This is a genomic window from Corallococcus macrosporus DSM 14697, from assembly GCF_002305895.1.
In the GTDB taxonomy this organism is placed as follows: domain Bacteria; phylum Myxococcota; class Myxococcia; order Myxococcales; family Myxococcaceae; genus Myxococcus; species Myxococcus macrosporus.
Genome location: NZ_CP022203.1, coordinates 3591729 through 3607840 on the forward strand (window position 1 = coordinate 3591729; position 16112 = coordinate 3607840).

Annotated in this window: 16 protein-coding genes and 4 tRNA genes; 14 read left to right on the forward strand and 6 right to left on the reverse strand. The window is 69.8% G+C overall.

Annotated elements, in window-relative coordinates; all coding sequences use genetic code 11:
- Positions 1-52 precede the first annotated feature (52 nt).
- Both asd and fdxA read left to right on the forward strand, forming a co-directional pair.
- A complete protein-coding gene (gene asd, locus MYMAC_RS15085; RefSeq protein WP_013939624.1) occupies positions 53-1141 on the forward strand; it encodes an aspartate-semialdehyde dehydrogenase in 1089 nt (362 codons plus the stop codon).
- Between the two features lie 111 nt (positions 1142-1252).
- Positions 1253-1585 (forward strand): ferredoxin FdxA, encoded by a 333-nt coding sequence (gene fdxA / locus MYMAC_RS15090; protein WP_095958604.1) that lies wholly within the window; start codon positions 1253-1255, stop codon positions 1583-1585.
- Between the two features lie 75 nt (positions 1586-1660).
- Here fdxA and MYMAC_RS15095 read toward each other — a convergent pair whose 3' ends face one another.
- Positions 1661-2449 (reverse strand): hypothetical protein, encoded by a 789-nt coding sequence (locus tag MYMAC_RS15095; RefSeq protein WP_095958605.1) that lies wholly within the window; start codon positions 2447-2449, stop codon positions 1661-1663.
- 132 nt (positions 2450-2581) lie between these two features.
- A complete protein-coding gene (locus tag MYMAC_RS15100) occupies positions 2582-3631 on the reverse strand; it encodes a hypothetical protein (RefSeq protein ID WP_013939627.1) in 1050 nt (349 codons plus the stop codon).
- A 149-nt stretch (positions 3632-3780) separates the two neighbouring features.
- Between MYMAC_RS15100 and MYMAC_RS15105 the strand changes: the two genes are divergently transcribed.
- Positions 3781-4257 (forward strand): GNAT family N-acetyltransferase, encoded by a 477-nt coding sequence (locus MYMAC_RS15105; RefSeq protein ID WP_043711013.1) that lies wholly within the window; start codon positions 3781-3783, stop codon positions 4255-4257.
- Between the two features lie 8 nt (positions 4258-4265).
- Here the strand turns inward: MYMAC_RS15105 and hrpB are convergent, their stop codons facing one another.
- The 4 genes from hrpB to MYMAC_RS15125 form a co-directional block, all read right to left on the reverse strand.
- Entirely contained in the window at positions 4266-6830 is a 2565-nt protein-coding gene (gene hrpB / locus MYMAC_RS15110; RefSeq protein WP_095958606.1) for an ATP-dependent helicase HrpB, read from the reverse strand.
- A 13-nt stretch (positions 6831-6843) separates the two neighbouring features.
- Positions 6844-8223: a hypothetical protein gene (locus MYMAC_RS15115; RefSeq protein WP_013939630.1), complete on the reverse strand. Its 1380-nt coding sequence runs from the start codon at positions 8221-8223 to the stop codon at positions 6844-6846.
- 72 nt (positions 8224-8295) lie between these two features.
- Positions 8296-9000 (reverse strand): HAD family hydrolase, encoded by a 705-nt coding sequence (locus MYMAC_RS15120; protein WP_095958607.1) that lies wholly within the window; start codon positions 8998-9000, stop codon positions 8296-8298.
- Between the two features lie 51 nt (positions 9001-9051).
- The gene (locus MYMAC_RS15125) at positions 9052-9702 is read right to left on the reverse strand and encodes a HEAT repeat domain-containing protein (RefSeq protein ID WP_095958608.1); all 651 of its coding nucleotides are present in this window, start codon (positions 9700-9702) and stop codon (positions 9052-9054) included.
- A gap of 87 nt (positions 9703-9789) precedes the next feature.
- Between MYMAC_RS15125 and MYMAC_RS15130 the strand changes: the two genes are divergently transcribed.
- The 11 genes from MYMAC_RS15130 (at position 9790) to rpmG (ending at position 16101) form a co-directional block, all read left to right on the forward strand.
- Positions 9790-10182 (forward strand): DsrE family protein, encoded by a 393-nt coding sequence (locus MYMAC_RS15130; protein WP_095958609.1) that lies wholly within the window; start codon positions 9790-9792, stop codon positions 10180-10182.
- Between the two features lie 209 nt (positions 10183-10391).
- Positions 10392-11645: an adventurous gliding motility lipoprotein CglB gene (cglB, locus tag MYMAC_RS15135; protein WP_013939634.1), complete on the forward strand. Its 1254-nt coding sequence runs from the start codon at positions 10392-10394 to the stop codon at positions 11643-11645.
- A gap of 81 nt (positions 11646-11726) precedes the next feature.
- The gene (locus MYMAC_RS15140; RefSeq protein WP_095958610.1) at positions 11727-12728 is read left to right on the forward strand and encodes an ATP-grasp domain-containing protein; all 1002 of its coding nucleotides are present in this window, start codon (positions 11727-11729) and stop codon (positions 12726-12728) included.
- Positions 12725-13243, forward strand: coding sequence for a hypothetical protein (locus MYMAC_RS15145; RefSeq protein ID WP_095958611.1), 519 nt, complete (start codon positions 12725-12727; stop codon positions 13241-13243). The genes MYMAC_RS15140 and MYMAC_RS15145 overlap by 4 nt, the downstream gene beginning before the upstream one ends.
- 6 nt (positions 13244-13249) lie before the next feature.
- Positions 13250-14095: a 23S rRNA (guanosine(2251)-2'-O)-methyltransferase RlmB gene (gene rlmB, locus MYMAC_RS15150; RefSeq protein ID WP_095958612.1), complete on the forward strand. Its 846-nt coding sequence runs from the start codon at positions 13250-13252 to the stop codon at positions 14093-14095.
- Positions 14096-14227: 132 nt separating this feature from the next.
- Positions 14228-14300: transfer RNA gene (locus MYMAC_RS15155), tRNA-Thr, on the forward strand.
- Between the two features lie 56 nt (positions 14301-14356).
- A tRNA-Tyr gene (locus MYMAC_RS15160) sits at positions 14357-14440 on the forward strand.
- A gap of 10 nt (positions 14441-14450) precedes the next feature.
- Positions 14451-14526, forward strand: a tRNA-Gly gene (locus MYMAC_RS15165).
- Between the two features lie 25 nt (positions 14527-14551).
- Positions 14552-14627 (forward strand) — tRNA-Thr (locus MYMAC_RS15170).
- Positions 14628-14646: 19 nt separating this feature from the next.
- Positions 14647-15837, forward strand: coding sequence for an elongation factor Tu (gene tuf / locus MYMAC_RS15175; RefSeq protein ID WP_013939874.1), 1191 nt, complete (start codon positions 14647-14649; stop codon positions 15835-15837).
- Positions 15838-15936: 99 nt separating this feature from the next.
- Positions 15937-16101, forward strand: a complete 165-nt coding sequence (gene rpmG, locus MYMAC_RS15180; RefSeq protein ID WP_011553120.1) for a 50S ribosomal protein L33 — start codon at positions 15937-15939, stop codon at positions 16099-16101.
- Positions 16102-16112 lie beyond the last annotated feature (11 nt).

The following is a 16112-nucleotide window of genomic DNA, read 5'->3' on the forward strand; positions in this document are numbered from 1 at the left end:
GGGTGCTATGGAGCGGGCGACTTCCTCCTCTGGAGACTGGAGACACGCCCCCATGGCCAGGCTTCGCGCGGCCCTCATCGGTGCCACTGGACTCGCCGGACAGCAGTTCATCGCCGCCCTCAAGGACCACCCCTCCATCGAGCTGACGGGCCTCGCGGCCTCGCCTCGCTCGGCGGGCAAGACGTACGCGGAGGCGCTGAAAACGGCCAGCGGCATGACGGCCTGGTTCGTCCCGGAGCCGCTGCCCGCGGAGCTCGCCCAGATGAAGGTGGTGGCCGGTGACGCCCTGGAGGCCAGGGACTACGACCTGGTCTTCTCCGCCGTGGAGGCGGACGTGGCGCGCGAACTGGAGCCGAAGCTGGCGAAGGACATCCCCGTCTTCTCCGCCGCCAGCGCGTTCCGCTACGAGGACGACGTCCCGCTGCTGATTCCCCCCGTCAACGCCGCGCACGCGCCCCTCATCCGGGAGCAGCAGCGGCGGCGCGGCTGGAAGGGCTTCATCGTCCCCATCCCCAACTGCACCACCACGGGCCTGGCGGTGACGCTGGCGCCGCTGGTGGAGCGCTTCGGGGTGAAGGCCGTGCTCATGACGAGCCTCCAGGCCATGTCCGGCGCAGGCCGCTCGCCGGGCGTCATCGGCATGGACATCCTCGACAACGTCATCCCCTACATTCCCAAGGAGGAGCACAAGGTCGAGGTGGAGACGAAGAAAATCCTCGGCGCGCTGCGTCCTTCCGCGGACGGCCTCACGCCGCATGACGTGCGCGTGTCCTGCACCTGCACCCGCGTGGCGGTGATGGAGGGCCACACCGAGTCCGTCTTCGTCTCATTGGGCAAGAAGGCCACCGTGGCCGAAGTGACCCAGGCCCTGCGGGAATGGCGGGGCGCCGAGCCGGCCAGGAACCTGCCGTCCGCCGCGCCGCGCTGGATTGAGGTGCTGGACGATCCCTTCCGACCCCAGCCCCGGTTGGACCGGGACACGCACGGCGGTATGGCCACCACCGTCGGACGCATCCGCGAGGATGGCGTCCTGGAGAACGGCTTCAAGTACGTGCTGGTGTCGCACAACACCAAGATGGGGGCCGCGCGCGGCGCCATCCTGGTGGCCGAGCTGCTGCTGGCCCAGGGCTTGTTGGGCTGAGCCCCGACGCGGGCGGAGGGATGGCACAGATTCAGGGTGCCATCGCCAGCTCGAACCACTACTCTGCGCGCCCACGGACGCGCCTGGTTTCTACCGAGAGGAGACTTTTCAATGGCCTACGTCGTTGCCGACCCTTGCATCAAGTGCAAGTACACCGACTGTGTCGAGGTGTGCCCGGTCAACTGCTTCTACGAGGGTGCCAACTTCCTGGTCATCCACCCGGATGAGTGTATCGACTGCGGCGCTTGCGAGCCGGTGTGCCCCACCAAGGCCATCTTCCCGGAGACGGAGCTGCCGCCGCAGTGGAAGGAATACACGGCGCTGAACGCCGACTTCTCCACGAAGTGGCCCAACATCGCGGAGAAGAAGGCCGCGCTGCCCGAGGCGGAGGAGTTCAAGACGAAGGAAGACAAGCGCTCCCTGCTGGATCCGGCGGGCGGCTGACAACCCACTGAGGTTGGCGCGCCCCGGAAAGGCCCTTTCGCCCCTCGGCGAGAGGGCCTTCTTCGTTCCACCGGGCTACTCCGCGCGCAGTGAGCGCAGCTTCAAGCCGCGCGCCTCCAGCGCGTCCCGCAGCCGGCTCAGGTCCTCGGCCGCCACGGGGCGGTGCCGGCCCTGGATGCGCAGGGACACCTCGCGCGGGCCGGTCCGCTCGACCTCCACGGTGGCGTCCAGGTGGCCGCGCAGGCTCATGCTGAGCGCGGGCCGCTGGGACTTCACGAACACCTCGATTCGCTCGATGAGCGCCAGGGCGGCCTCGGCGCGCGGGGCGGGGCTCGTGTCCTCGACGTGGGCGCTCGCGCCCGCCGCGCCCATGGACACCTGAGGGGAGCCGTCCTGCCCGGGAGGCTCCTGAGGCGGGCGCTGCGCGTCCGGCGGCGGCGGCCCCTGTGGCGGGCGCGGCTCCGTCGGCGTGGGGAGCGGGGCGCGCAGGTCCTTCGACAGCTCGCGGGCGATGAACTCGTGGAGCCGGTGCTCGGTGCGCGCCTGGCCCTGTGTCTGGGCCTCACCGCGGACCGTGTCCAGTCGCTGGACTTCGGCGTGCATCGCCTGCCGCTTGAGCCCCAGGCTCTCCGGACTGGAGAGGGCGCCACGCTGGGTGGCGAGCACGGGCCCGGAGGCTCGCGCCAGCGGTTGCGGCGTGGGCCGGACGCGCGCCGTCGCGGGGGAGCGTGTGGTGCCGCGTTGCGGCTGGGGCGGGGTGTTGCGTGCGTCCGATTCCTCCAGCGCCTTCTTGAAGCGCTCGGCGTCGGGCGAGGACTTCGCCTGTCTTGCGCCGGCGGTGGGCTCCTGGCTGTCGACCTTCATGGCATCCCTCGTGCGGTGGGCGCGGGGAGCTGAGCAGGGGGCGTGCCAGCCGTGGATTCCTCCGCGCCCCGAGGCCATCCCCTCGGGCGCGGTACCGCCGGGTGGATGGGCGTCCGGGCGGGAGGATGTGCGTCAGCGCTGCTTCCCGAAGGCGCCGGGCTGGATGGGGGCGAAGCCCGTCAAGTCGTTGACGGCCAGGGGGCAGGCGGCGACGGCGGCCGGGTCCGCCAGCATGGGCGTCTTCGTCCAGTCCCGCTCCGGGAAGAGCAGCGCGTTACGGAGCTCGATGCCCGCCAGGTTCTTCTTGTACTCCCAGAGGCGGCCCCGCACGAGGACGCGGGCTCCCTTGAGCAGCTTGTTGAGGTCCGTGAACTGCGTCTCCTGGAGCTTCGCGGAGATCTCCACCCGGGCGCGCTTGGTGGGCTTGCCGAAGTGGAACTCGTAGCGCTCCGTGGTCGGCGCCTCGGGCTCCACCCACACGAGGCGGGCCAGCATGTAGGGGGGCTCCGGCTCCTCGCCCTTCTTGAGGCGCCGCTTCTTCGGCTTCTCCAGCTTGACGTCCACCAGCTCCAGCGCGCCGAAGGCGACCTCGTGGTCCAGGTAGTTCTCGCGGAAGAGGGCCTCGGCGGTGGAGGCGCCCACGGAGGTGGCGCGCTGCACCTCCTGCGCGTAGCGCTCCCGGAGCGCGGGCAGGGTCAGCAGGAAGCTGTCCAGGGGCTTCACGCCGCTGGCGAGGAAGCGCAGCCGCCCCAGGTCGATTGCGGGGTAGTAGGGCGCCAGGGCCTGGGCCGTCACCAGCCACTCCTGCGGCAGCTTCCGGTCGATGAGCACGCGCCGCACCATGGCGACGAAGAAGGCGTTGCCCGGGAAGCGCGGGTTGACGAGCTGGGTGTTGAGGGCGTTGACCAGCACCGGGTCCAGCATGAAGTTCTCGTCGCGCTTGTGCAGCACGACGCCCGTCTCGCCCATCAGCGTCAGCATCGCGCCGAGCAACTGGGCACAGCCGGCGTCCTGCGTCCCCTGGTTCAACCCCTGGTTCAGCTTGGACCGGGCGAAGCGCTTGTCCATGTCCTCCTCGCGGAAGACGGGGGCCTGGCCGTTGCCGAAGAACAGCTCCGGCTGGGCGGTGGCGGGCAGGGCCGACAGGGCCAGGGCGAGTGCGAGCAGTCGGTTGAGGCGCATGGCGGCATGCAGCCTAGCACGGCACCGGGACGCTCCGGGCCACCCGGCGGGGGGCGGCAGGCAGGCGGGGCATGGGGCGCAACCCCGGCGCGCCACAGTGCTTTTTCCGCCTGTTGACCTCGCGGGCTTTTGTGTACCTTGCCCGCGACATGGCCTCTCCCCCGGATACTTCCGCGCCCGTCACCATCACTCAAATCCAGAGTGAGGCGGAGCTCATGCAGGCGCTCGCCATCCGCGAGGTGGTGTTCATCGAGGAACAGGCGGTTCCCGAGGGCATCGAGCGCGACGCCGAGGACGCGCACGCCTACCACGTCATCGCCAACCAGGGCGGCCATGCCATTGGCACCGGACGGCTGGTGATGTTGCCTCAGCCTCCCGCGAACCAGGAGGGCACGTGGGGCCAGATTGGCCGCATGGCCGTCCTCCAGTCGCACCGCAAGGCGCGCGTGGGCTCCATGTTGCTGACGTCGCTCGAAGAGGAAGCGCGCCGGCGTGGCGTCAACGGCATCATGCTGCACGCCCAGCTCATCGCGCTGGAGTTCTACAAGAAGCATGGCTACCTGCCGGTCGGCGCCGTCTTCGAGGAAGCCGGCATGGAGCACCTGGAGATGCACAAGCGCTTCTGACGGAACCCTCAGCGGCGCGGTGGCCGGGGGGCGGGCGGCTGGGCATGCCGCGGGTCCTCGGGCCACGAGTGCCGGGGGTACTTGCGGCACAGCTCCTTGCGGATGGCGGGGTAGTGCCGCTCCCAGAAGCCGGCCAGGTCGGTCGTCACCTGCACCGCGCGCATGTTGGGCGCCAGCAGGTGCAGCACCAGCGGGACGCGGCCCGCGCAGACGTTGGGCCCCTGTGCCATGCCGAAGAAGTCCTGGAGCCGGGACTCCACCCAGGGCGGCTTGCCCGGCTCGTAGTGGACCTTGACGCCGCGGCCTCCGGGGAGCGTCACGCGCTCGGGCGCGTGTGAGGCCAACAGCCGCTGCTGTTCGGAGGTGAGCCGCGCGTAGAGCGCGTCCAGCAGCGACACGCCCTCCAGGTCCTTGAAGCTGCGCGCGTCCGAGCAGAGTGACGCCAGCGCGTCGCGCAGGAAGGCGTCATCGATGGTGGGGAACCTCGCCTCCGGGAAGGCCTCCGCCAGCAGGGCCACGCGGGTGCGCCACTGCTCCAGGGCCTCCGGGTCCGCGAACTTCCCGGGCCCCGCGGCCAACGCCGCTTCCACGAGCACGCGCGCGGTGGCCTCGGAGGCGGGGGCGGGGGTGCGCGTCTCCTCCAGCACGAGGTTGCCGTAGGACAGGCGGGTGAGCCGCTCCACGCGCCGGGCCTCGGCGTTCCACTGGAGGGTGTCCACCTCCTCCAGCGCGTCCGGGTAGAGGTCCAGCAGCCATTCAGGCTCCACGGCGCTGGCGAGCCGCACCACGGCGCCCTTGCCGGGGCGTTCCTCGGCGTCGGCGGCCACCATGAGGTCGGCGTCCTGGACGACGCTGACGTCCGACAGGGTGGCGGTGCCTCCGCCGAACATCAGCAGCTCGGGCGCGCGGGGGCGCCGACGCCGGGCGATGCGGTCGGGATAGCCCGCGAGCACGCTGAGCATCAGGGCCTGCTCCACGTCCTCGGGCCGCTGGGGACGCTGGCCCTGGCCGCGCACCGCGCGCCGGAGCTGCTTCTGGACCCGGTCCACGGACTGCACGGCGCCGGCCTCCAGTGAGAGCGAGTGCATGCGGCCGGAGGCGAAGCCCGCGCGTTCCGCCTCTCGGAAGCGTTCGAACAGCTCCAGCAAATCAGACGGGCCGCTGACGATGGCGGCCGAGCGGCCTCCCTGGCCCAGGTTGGCGCGGGCCTCGCGGCGGATGTCACGCTCACCCATGAGCGCGGCGAGCACCGCCGCCTCGGCGCCCACGCCCCGGCGTTCTCCCTCGACGATGATGCGCGCCTGACGGGGGTGGACGGGGAAGCGCAGGAGCCGCTCGCCCACCTCCGTGACGCGGCCGGACGGGTCGACCGCGCCCAGGCGGCGGAGCAGCGCCTCCGCCGCATCGAGCGACGCGGCGGGGGGCGGCTCGAAGAAGGGGAACGCGGCCAGGTCGGTGATGCCGGCCGCGCGCAGGGAGAGCACCGTCTCCGCGAGGTCCGTGCGGCGAATCTCCGGGGCATCCTGCTCCGGGCGGCCGTCGAAGTCGTGCTGGGTGTAGAGGCGCAGGCAGTGGCCCGCGCGGGTGCGTCCGGCGCGGCCCGCGCGCTGGATGGCGGACGCGCGGCTGACCTTGGACAGCTTGAGCGTGGGGAGGCCGGACCAGGGCGAGTGGGACGCCACGCGCGCGAGCCCGGAGTCGATGACCACGGCCACGCCGTCAATGGTGACGGACGTCTCGGCGACGTTGGTGGAGAGGATGATCTTCCGCCGGGAGCTGCGCCGCACGGCGCGGTCCTGCTCGGCGGGGGACAGGTCTCCGTGGAGGGGAAGGACGTCGGCGCCCTGGCGCTCGGCGAACTCCGCGCAGGTGTCCCGCGCGCGGCGGATTTCACCCGCGCCGGGGAGGAAGACGAGCACGTCGCCATCCACGCCTTGCGCGAAGACGCGCTTGAGGCCGGAGAGCACCTGCTGGTCCAGGTAGCGGTCATCGGGCGCGGGCAGGTACTCCACGCTGACGTCGAAGCGGCGGCCTTCGGAGCGGAGCGAGGGACTTCCGCCGAGGTACGCCCGGATGGGCTCGGCCTCCAGGGTCGCGGACATGACCACGACCTTGAGGTCGGGGCGCGCCGTCTCCTGGAGCCGGCGCAGCAGGGCCAGGGAGATGTCCGCGGAGAGGTGCCGCTCGTGGAACTCGTCGAGCACGACGATGCCCACATCCCGGAGCTTCGGGTCGGAGAGGAGCCGGCGGCCCAGGACGCCCTCGGTGACGAAGGACAGGCGCGTCTTCGCGCTGCGCACGTCCTCGAAGCGGACCTGGTAGCCCACGGAGTCGCCCACGCGCTCGCCCAGCTCGTCGGACACGCGCTGCGCGGCCAGCCTCGTCGGGAGCCGGCGCGGCTGGAGGACGATGATCTCCTTGCCCTGTCCGAGCCCGGCCTCCAGGAGCGCGCGAGGCACACGGGTCGTCTTCCCCGCGCCGGGAGGGGCCTCCAGCACGAGCGAGCGCGCGCCACGCAGCGTGGAGACGATGTCCGGCAACAGGGGATCGATGGGAAGCGCGACGTCCGCCATGGCCCGGTGTCCTCTACGGCGTCTCCGCGCCCGGTGTCGGGGGCGCGGACTGCGGGGAACCCTTCTTCTTCCGGACGCGCGGCGCCTGCGCCTCGCTGGCGGAAGGTGACTTGGCGGCCTCGGGAGCGGCGGGCTCGGAGTCCTCCGCCTTCTTTCGGCCCCGGCGCCCACCGCGCGGAGCGGGGGCGCCGGCGTCGCGGGCCGCCAGGGGGGCGCCATCGGGAGCCGATTCGCCTCCGTCGCTCGTCACCGCGCTGGCCGCGGACTCGCCGGGCGAGGTGTCGCCGTCGGCCTGGGCCTGGGGCGGCGGAAGGGCTGGTCCCGCGTGAGAATCACCCTCGGATGCGGTCTCGAGAGGGGCCTGCGAGCCATCTGCCGGCACGGGAGCCGTTGCCTCGGCGGTCGTTACGGGCACTGAAGCCGTGGATGCCACAGCGCCAATCGCGTCCGAGCCCTCACCACCGTTCGCGGGGGTGGCTTCCGCGTCGTGCCCCGCCTCCAGGTCGCCATCCCCGGCCGTCGCCTCGACACCCGCCGCAGGGGCATCCGATGCCGCAACCGGCTCTGAAGCCCTGGTGGGCGCGACATCGTCGCCCGCGTCGAGCGCCGCGACCTCGGCGAGCTCGGCCTCGGTGGGCTCCATGGAGTCCCCGGGCTCGTCGAAGCCGGCCAGCCCATCATCGGAGAGGGCCAGCCCGCGCCCCGCGCGGCGCTTGGGCTTCAGGTTCAGCCCGGCGGCTTCATAGACGGTGGGGACGGGCACGAGCGCGGCCTCGGCCAGCAATCGCGCCTGGCGAAGGGACTGGTCGAGCTTCCGGCCCAGCGTGACCAGCTCCTCGCGCAGCAGGGCCTCCTGTTCCAGGGACAGGGGCGCGGGCTCATGGCTGGAGCGCCACGCCGTGTGGGCGGCCACCACCTGCTCCATGACGGGGCGGACGAGCGCGAAATCCTCGCGGCCGAAGATGCGCGTCACATAGGCGCTCTTCGTGCGCCGCTCGTAGGAGGTGGCGTACTCGAGCACGGCCTCGCGGGGCGCTCGCCGGAGCTGGGGGAACTTCAGGTGAGGGAACAGGGCCTCGATGACGGGTGCGCGGCTGCTGGCGGTGAAGGTGATGCCGGCGTGCAGCTTCTCCAGCGCGTCCACCCAGAGCCCTTGCTGGTGGAAGGCATACTCCTCGCGCGCCTCTTCGAGTTCGGGCAGGTCCTTCACGCGGTCGAGCACGCCCGCGGTGGGGGCGCGCGCGGCGCGCACCAGCTCCAGCGCGGTGGCCAGCCAGCCTTTTTCGGCATCCAGGCCGGGCCGGCCGGTGAGCATTTCCCCCGCCGTGGCGAGGCGGGCCTCGAAGGCCTCGGCGAAGCGGATGAGCTCGTACGATTCGAGCGTGGACGACATGCGGCGGCTCCTCGGAAGGGCGGCGGGAGATAGCACACCCGGCGCCGTGCACCGAGCGGCCGGGCAGGGGCCTCAGCGCCTGCCGAGCAACGCCGTCAGGGCCTCGGGGTGGGAGAAGTCCTGGAAGGCGACGGTCGCCCCGGCATCCAGGAGGGCCTGCGCGGCGAAGGTGCCGGTTTCCACGCCGATGCACTCAGCACCGATGCCCTGGGCCGCATGCACGTCCTTGGGCGTGTCTCCGATGACGACGACGCGGCATTCCTCCAGGGGGGCCCCCAGCCGCGCGGCGCCGGCCCTGGCGCCGCAGCGAATCAGCTCGGTGCGGTCCTCGTTGTCGCAGCCGAAGCCGCCGAAGTCGAACTGGTCGTAGATGCGCACGCGCTCCAGCTTCACGCGGGCGCCTTCACGGACGTTGCCGGTGCCCAGGCCCACCGCGAAGCCAGGCAGGGAGCGGGCCTCCTTCACGGCCTCGCGCATGCCCGGGAAGACGCGGTAGCGCGCGTCATCCACCTTGTGGACCTCTTCGGCCAGGTGGGTGACGTAGGCGTGGATGACGGCGTCGATGGCCTCGGTCGTGTCTTCCACGCCGATGATGCGCATCGCCTGGCGGACGATGGCCCGGTCCGTCATCCCGGACATGGCGAACGAGTCACAGGCATCCCGGCGCCCGTGCAGCTTCTCGAAAGCGGCTTCCATGGAGCGGCGCCCCGCGCCGCCAGTGGTGACCAGGGTTCCATCGATGTCGAAGAGGAGGACGGTGGGACGCATGGCCTCCATCTAATGGAAGCCCCGGGCCGACGCGAGCCCCGAGTCTGTGGCCTCACGCCCTCACGGCTCGACGAGCGTGAGGCCACGCTGGAGTGCCTCGCGGACCAGGGCGCGTTCCTCCACGGGCAAACGGTCCTCCAGCGCCTGCCGGGCCTGCTGTCCGCCCAGGCGTCCGAGCGCCACGGCCACGGCCTCCCGGACCTGGAGCTCCGGGTCCTGCAACCGGGTGATGAGGGTGGGGATGGCGTCCAGCCCCAGGCACCGGCCCAGCGCGCCCGCCGCGCTCACTCGCACCTCCGCCGGGGCCTTCGCGTCTTCGAGCACCGCTCGGATGGGAGTCGCTCCGCTTGTCGGATCCACCAGCGCCAGGGACGCCACGGCGAGCGTGCGCCGCGCGGCGGGCGCGGACGGATCCACGACGAGGGCGGAGAGCACGGGCACCGCGCCAGGTCCCAGGCGGCGCCAGGCCTCTTCGGAGGGCGCCCCGGTCCGCGTCGCATCGAGGAGCGCGACGACCTGGGCGTGCACGTCACCCGCTGGGGTCGTCGAATTGGAGGTGAGTGAGGGCTCCGCGCTGGCGGACGTGTTGACCCGGGCCAGGCCTCCGGCGCCCGCGAACAGCACGGCTCCGAGGACCACGGGCCTCCATGCGAGACGACGGGAGGCCGGAGGGGGAACGGCGCCAGGACGTGGGGGGAGGGTGGTCGTCATGGGGGCTTCCCGAACAGGGGGGACGTTTCCGGGTTATACGTCATTGGTGGCGCGGCGGGACGGCAAGCCCGTTATGGTCCGCGCGTCATGGCCGGACGGGTCCTCTTCTTCCTGCAGCACGCGACGTACGAGCCGGCGTTCCAGGCCGCCACGATGGGCATCACCGCCGCGGCCATGGGCGACGAGGTGTACTTCGTCTTCGCCTTCGATGCGCTACGCCAGCTCGCGAGTGGCGCCTACGGCCAGCCCTCGAGCGAACGTGAGCATGAGGAGTTCACGCGCGCGGAGTCACTCGGGGTATTGGCGCCCGCGCGGATGCTGGAAGAGGCGCGCACACTGGGCGCGAGGTTGATCGCCTGCGACACCACGGTGCGCATCTGCGGCTACGAGCCGGAGGCGCTGGCGGGCACCCTGGATGAGGTGATGGGGATGGCCACGCTGTGGCGACTGACCGCGGGTGCACGGGTGCTGACCCTCTAGGAGGTGGGCGGTGAGCCCACGTACACAGCCATGCATCGCTCTGGCTGTAACGTCGCAGTGGCATCCAAACGGCCACGAATCGGTCTTCCGCCGCGGTAGCGCACGACGGGAATGACGCGATAACCTGGGGGCACGCCGTACCCCCTTTGGAGAACCCCGGCCACGCGGGAAGCTCCGCGTCCCCCAGTAGCAGAAGGAATTCATCGCCTATGCGCTCCAAGCTGCCCCTCCTGAGTGCACTCTCCGTCGGCGCCGTCGTCCTGGCCTGCCAGACGTACGACTTCGAGCCGGTGGAGCCGCTGGCCATCGCCCAGACGACGGTGGAAGAGGTCATCAACGCCCGCGCGAGCAAGCCCAACATCATGCTGTTGGTGGATACCTCTGCGTCGATGACGGACCCCGTGAACCCTTCGGATCCTGCCTGCATTGTGGAGTACGAGGGCTCCCCGGTGGTCTGTGGCCGCGAGGCGCCGTGTAATGTCGACGTCTGCCCCACGCGCTGGACGGAGCTGCAGGCAGCCGTTCCGCAGTTTCTCGAGTCCAGTGGGCAGTTCGTGCGCTTCGCGCTGACGACCTACCCGGAGACGCGCGGAGGAGCCTCGGTTGCAGACTCGTGCCGTGAGGCAAGCGAGAGCGCGCTGTTGAAGGGGCTGCCAGACCAGGAGGACGATGCGTCCCTTCTGGCGCATGCCAGTGAAATCAACGACCTCCTGCAGGGCATCCCCAATAGTGGTGAGGGGCGGCCGCTCGGTGGTACGCCGACGAGCGGCAGTCTGAACTTCGTAGGTGGACTGCCGGGCCTTCAGGCCCCGGATCGGGAGAACTTCGTCATCCTGCTGACGGACGGTCTTCCGAATTGCAACGTGAATAACGTCAACACCGGCGCCAATCCCGAACTCTGCAAGTGCACCATTGATAACAACGGCTGTTTTGGCTCTTACGAGAAGCGTGGGTGCTTGGACTCCGATGCCTCCGTCGCCGCGGTGCAGGCGCTGAAGCAGAAGCAGATTACGACCATTGTGATTGGCTTCGGTGCTGAGACCGCGTCGGGCGAGGGCCCAGCGGTGCTGGAGGCCATGGCGCGAGCGGGCGGCTTCCAGCGGACGTGCAGCGCGGAGCGTCCGTGCGGCGAGGGCGACACGTGCAACCCGACGACGGGGCTGTGCAACCGCTCCTTCTTCCAGGCCGGAAACCAGGCTGAGCTTGCAAGCGCGCTGGAGGAGATCAGCCGGGCGGTGAAGCAGGAGGAGCCTTGCCTGATTCCGCTGGAAGGTCCCCAGCGCCCGACCGACCCCAAGCTGCTCGTGGTCTACGTGGAAGGCGAGCGCACCCCATCGAGCGACAGCACGTGGACGTTCGAGGACCGCGGCGTGCTCTTCACGGGAGAGACCTGCCAGCGCATCCTCGACTCCACGCCGGAGTCGCCGGTGCGGATTGAAGTGCGGGCCATCCGTCAGCGTTAGTCGAGCGGTACGCGGGGCGGCTTTACCCGGCGAGGGGCGGGGATTATAGGTCCCTCGCTCCCCGGAACGGCCGCCCCGCTCATGAAAGCCACCATCCTCTCGCGCTCCGCTTCCATCCCGTCTACCCGGCGACTCGTCGAGGTGGCGCGCGCCAGGGGGCACCGGGTGCGGGTCCTCAACCCGCTCCGAGTGCAGATGCACCTGGATGGGCGCAAGGCCACGCTCTATTACGGCCGCAAGAAGCTGGCGCCCACGGACGTCGTCCTCCCTCGCATCGCCCAGTCCATCAACAACTACGGCCTGGCCGTGGTGAACCAGTTCGGCCTCGCGCGAGTCCCGCTCGTCAACCACGCGCAGGCCATCGCGCAGTCGCGCAACAAGATGCGCTCGCTGCAGCTCCTGTCCGCGCACGGCATCGACATCCCGGGAACCGTGATGGCGCGGGATGCGGCGCACCTCAAGGAGATGGTGGGCCTGCTGGGAGGCGTGCCCGTCCTGGTCAAGCTGCTCCAGGGACAGGAGAAGCACGGCGTCATGGTCTGCGAGAGCCTCCAGTCGCTGGAGGCCGCGCTCGAGGCCGTCCTGGGCCTTGGTCACAACCTCGTCATGCAGGAGTACGTGAAGAACACCGGCATCGACGTCCGTGTGCTCGTCGTGGGCGGCCAGGCCGTGGCGGCGGTCCGCCGCAGGCCTCGCGCCGGTCGGCTGGCTCACACCCTCATCAAGGGGGCCCGGTTGGAGCCCCACGAGCTGTCTCCCGCGCAGCGCGCCACCGCGGAGAAGGCCACGAGGCTCATCGGCCTGGAAGTCGCGGCGGTGGACCTGCTCGACATTCAAGGGCAGCCCAAGGTCTTCGAGGTGAACAGCTCTCCCGCGCTCCCTGAGATGGAGGGCGTGACTGGCGTGGACCTGGCCTTGCTCATCATCCAGCGGGCGGAAGACCTCGTGGCGGGGGCCACGCCCGTCTCCGTGCCGGACCTGTCGCCGCCATCCGGCCTGCCCGTGCCCCCGGAGCTTCCCGGGCTCCCGGTGGAAAGGAAGGGCACCGGCCGCCGAACCCGAACCGATGAAGGCGGCGCGTGAAGAGAAAGACGGCCCCGCCCGTCCCAAGCGTGATACGCACCCCTCGTTTCCTGGAGACGCCCATGCTTCTTCGCCGCCGACGCCTTTCTCCCCTGGCCGCACTGCTCGCGGCCGTGACCTGCTCCGCGCCTGCCGTGGCCGCGGATGTGGATCCGGCCTCCCTGTATGAGGTCACCACGGAAGGGACCTCCACGCAGGTCAAGGCAGGGGAGAAGGGCACGTTCGTGCTCGCCATCAAGTCGAAGGCGGGGGCCCATGTCTCCGACGAGGCGCCCTTGAAGCTCGAGCTGAAGGGGAGCCAGCTCACCCCTGCCAAGGAGAAGCTGGTCCTGGCGGACTCCGTGGCCAGGAAGGCGGAGGGGCAGGCCTTCGCGGATCCTCGCTTCGAGGTGCCCTTCACGGCCGCGGCCGCGGGCAAGGGCAGCCTGGACGCCAAGCTGGTTTTCTTCATCTGCACGGAGAAGCTCTGCGCGCGACAGCAGAAGACCTTCTCCCTTCCTGTCGAGGTCCTCTGAATCGCCATGCGTGAGCGTTCTTCCAAGGGTGGCCGCGGTGAGCGCGGGAGCGAAGAAGCCCCCCAGCGCTCCAGCCGAGGCGAGCGCGGTGGCGGCGAAGCCTCCCGCTTCGTCTACGGCGTGAATCCAGTCCTGGAGGCCCTCCGGGCCCGGCCGGACGAGGTGGAACGCTTGTACCTGGTGGAGGGGCAGCTCGGCGCCCGGGCGGCGGGTGAGCTGCTCAGCCGCGCTCGCGAGTACGGCATTCGCGTGGAGAAGGTGACGCGCGAGCGCCTGGCCACGCTCGCCGACGGCGGCGTGCACCAGGGCGTGGTGGTGGAGCTGCGAGGCTTCCAGTACGCCGAACTGGAAGACATCCTGGAGGCCGCCAAGGCCCTGAAGCAGCCGCCCCTGGTGGTGGTGCTGGACGGCATCCAGGACCCGCACAACCTGGGGGCCATCATCCGCTCCGCGGACGCCCTGGGGGCGCACGGCGTGGTGATTGCGAAGGACCGGGCGGTCCAGGTGACGGGGACGGTGGCCAAGGCCTCGGCCGGGGCGGTGGAGCACAGCCGCATCGCACGGGTGGTCAACATCTCCCGGGCACTGGAGGAGCTGAAGGAAGCGGGCCTGTGGGTCGCGGCCGCGGACGTGGACGCCAAGGAGCCCATGTGGAGCGCCCGGCTGGATGGGCCGCTGGCGCTCGTCGTGGGGGCCGAGGGGCCAGGCGTGCGGGAGGGCGTGCTCAAGCACTGCGACTTCCGCCTCCGGATTCCGATGGCGGGTCAGGTCGGTTCATTGAATGCGTCCGTTTCGGCCGGCATTCTGCTATACGAGGTCGCCCGGCAGCGGGGCACCGCTTCCGGCCGGTAGTCGAAGTTTGGGATCAATCTCCTTGACTTGGGCGAACGGGAATTCTAGAAGGGCGCCCCTCTCAGGGCGGTGACGGGTGGTTGACGGAGCCGGGGCGGCGGGGTAGGGCGGCAGTCGCAGTACCGGATGAGTGCCGGTGTAGCTCAGCTGGTAGAGCAACTGATTTGTAATCAGTAGGTCGCGGGTTCAAATCCCGCCGCCGGCCAGGTAGGACGGGGCCGCGGATGAGGGCCCGGGATGTAGTAGGACAAGTGAATATCTGGAGGGATACCCAAGCGGCCAAAGGGAGCAGACTGTAAATCTGCCGGCTCTACGCCTTCGATGGTTCGAATCCATCTCCCTCCACTCGGCAATTGCGGGAATAGCTCAGTTGGTAGAGCGTCAGCCTTCCAAGCTGAATGTCGTGGGTTCGAGTCCCATTTCCCGCTCCAAATGTTGTAGTCACAGCATCGCCAAGCCCTGATAGCTCAGTTGGCAGAGCGCATCCTTGGTAAGGATGAGGTCACCAGTTCAATCCTGGTTCAGGGCTCCATTTATTTTTGAGGAGTGTCATGGCCAAGGAGAAGTTCGAGCGTAACAAGCCCCACGTGAACATCGGCACGATCGGACACGTGGACCACGGCAAGACGTCGCTGACCGCCGCCATCACCAAGGTGCTGGCGAAGACGGGCGGCGCCACGTTCCTGGCGTACGACATGATTGACAAGGCGCCGGAGGAGCGTGAGCGCGGCATCACGATTTCCACCGCGCACGTGGAGTACCAGACGACGAACCGGCACTACGCCCACGTCGACTGCCCGGGCCACGCCGACTACGTGAAGAACATGATTACGGGCGCGGCGCAGATGGACGGCGCCATCCTGGTGGTGTCGGCGGCGGACGGCCCGATGCCCCAGACGCGCGAGCACATCCTGCTGGCGCGCCAGGTCGGCGTTCCGTACATCGTCGTCTTCCTGAACAAGGTGGACATGCTGGACGATCCCGAGCTGCGCGAGCTCGTGGAGATGGAAGTCCGGGACCTGCTCAAGAAGTACGAGTTCCCTGGCGACGACATCCCCATCATCCCGGGCTCGGCGCTCAAGGCGCTGGAGGGTGACACCAGCGACATCGGCGAGCCGGCCATCCTGAAGCTGATGGAGGCGGTGGACAGCTACATCCCGACGCCGCAGCGCGCGACGGACAAGCCCTTCCTGATGCCGGTGGAGGACGTGTTCTCCATCTCGGGCCGCGGGACGGTGGCCACCGGCCGCGTGGAGCGCGGCATCATCAAGGTGGGCGAGGAAGTGGAAGTCGTCGGTCTGCGTCCGACGCAGAAGACGGTCGTCACGGGCGTGGAGATGTTCCGCAAGCTGCTGGACCAGGGCATGGCGGGCGACAACATCGGCGCGCTGGTGCGCGGCCTGAAGCGCGAGGACATGGAGCGCGGCCAGGTGCTGGCCAAGCCGGGCAGCATCACCCCGCACACCAAGTTCAAGGCGCAGATTTACGTGCTGTCCAAGGAAGAGGGCGGCCGTCACACCCCGTTCTTCAAGGGGTACCGTCCGCAGTTCTACTTCCGCACCACGGACGTGACGGGCTCGGTGAAGCTGCCGGACAACGTCGAAATGGTGATGCCGGGCGACAACATCGCCATCGAGGTGGAGCTCATCACCCCGGTGGCGATGGAGAAGGAGCTGCGCTTCGCCGTTCGCGAGGGTGGCCGCACGGTGGGCGCCGGCGTCGTGGCGGAAGTCGTCGAGTAATGCCGGGTCGGCCGTAAGGCCACCGGGCTTACTGTTCCGATTGAGGGGGGAGGGCTGCGTTGTGGTAGCCTTCCCTTCTCGTATCTGGTGAGGTAGCTCATGCCGAAGGGCAATCGTTCCATCATTTCGCTCGAGTGCACGGTGTGCAAGGAGCGGAACTACACGACCACGAAGAACAAGCGGAAGAGCCAGGACAAGCTCGAGCTGAGCAAGTTCTGTCCTCGTTGCCGCAAGCACCAGGACCACAAGGAAGGTAAGGTCTAGGTCGGTAGTTC

What these genes read in the sequence shown, in the direction of transcription:
- asd (WP_013939624.1), top strand. Translation starts at nt 53, where the DNA reads ATGGCCAGGCTTCGCGCGGCCCTCATCGGTGCCACTGGACTCGCCGGA.
- fdxA (WP_095958604.1), top strand. Translation starts at nt 1,253, where the DNA reads ATGGCCTACGTCGTTGCCGACCCTTGCATCAAGTGCAAGTACACCGAC.
- MYMAC_RS15095 (WP_095958605.1), bottom strand. Translation starts at nt 2,449, where the DNA reads ATGAAGGTCGACAGCCAGGAGCCCACCGCCGGCGCAAGACAGGCGAAG.
- MYMAC_RS15100 (WP_013939627.1), bottom strand. Translation starts at nt 3,631, where the DNA reads ATGCGCCTCAACCGACTGCTCGCACTCGCCCTGGCCCTGTCGGCCCTG.
- MYMAC_RS15105 (WP_043711013.1), top strand. Translation starts at nt 3,781, where the DNA reads ATGGCCTCTCCCCCGGATACTTCCGCGCCCGTCACCATCACTCAAATC.
- hrpB (WP_095958606.1), bottom strand. Translation starts at nt 6,830, where the DNA reads ATGGCGGACGTCGCGCTTCCCATCGATCCCCTGTTGCCGGACATCGTC.
- MYMAC_RS15115 (WP_013939630.1), bottom strand. Translation starts at nt 8,223, where the DNA reads ATGTCGTCCACGCTCGAATCGTACGAGCTCATCCGCTTCGCCGAGGCC.
- MYMAC_RS15120 (WP_095958607.1), bottom strand. Translation starts at nt 9,000, where the DNA reads ATGGAGGCCATGCGTCCCACCGTCCTCCTCTTCGACATCGATGGAACC.
- MYMAC_RS15125 (WP_095958608.1), bottom strand. Translation starts at nt 9,702, where the DNA reads ATGACGACCACCCTCCCCCCACGTCCTGGCGCCGTTCCCCCTCCGGCC.
- MYMAC_RS15130 (WP_095958609.1), top strand. Translation starts at nt 9,790, where the DNA reads ATGGCCGGACGGGTCCTCTTCTTCCTGCAGCACGCGACGTACGAGCCG.
- cglB (WP_013939634.1), top strand. Translation starts at nt 10,392, where the DNA reads ATGCGCTCCAAGCTGCCCCTCCTGAGTGCACTCTCCGTCGGCGCCGTC.
- MYMAC_RS15140 (WP_095958610.1), top strand. Translation starts at nt 11,727, where the DNA reads ATGAAAGCCACCATCCTCTCGCGCTCCGCTTCCATCCCGTCTACCCGG.
- rlmB (WP_095958612.1), top strand. Translation starts at nt 13,250, where the DNA reads ATGCGTGAGCGTTCTTCCAAGGGTGGCCGCGGTGAGCGCGGGAGCGAA.
- tuf (WP_013939874.1), top strand. Translation starts at nt 14,647, where the DNA reads ATGGCCAAGGAGAAGTTCGAGCGTAACAAGCCCCACGTGAACATCGGC.
- rpmG (WP_011553120.1), top strand. Translation starts at nt 15,937, where the DNA reads ATGCCGAAGGGCAATCGTTCCATCATTTCGCTCGAGTGCACGGTGTGC.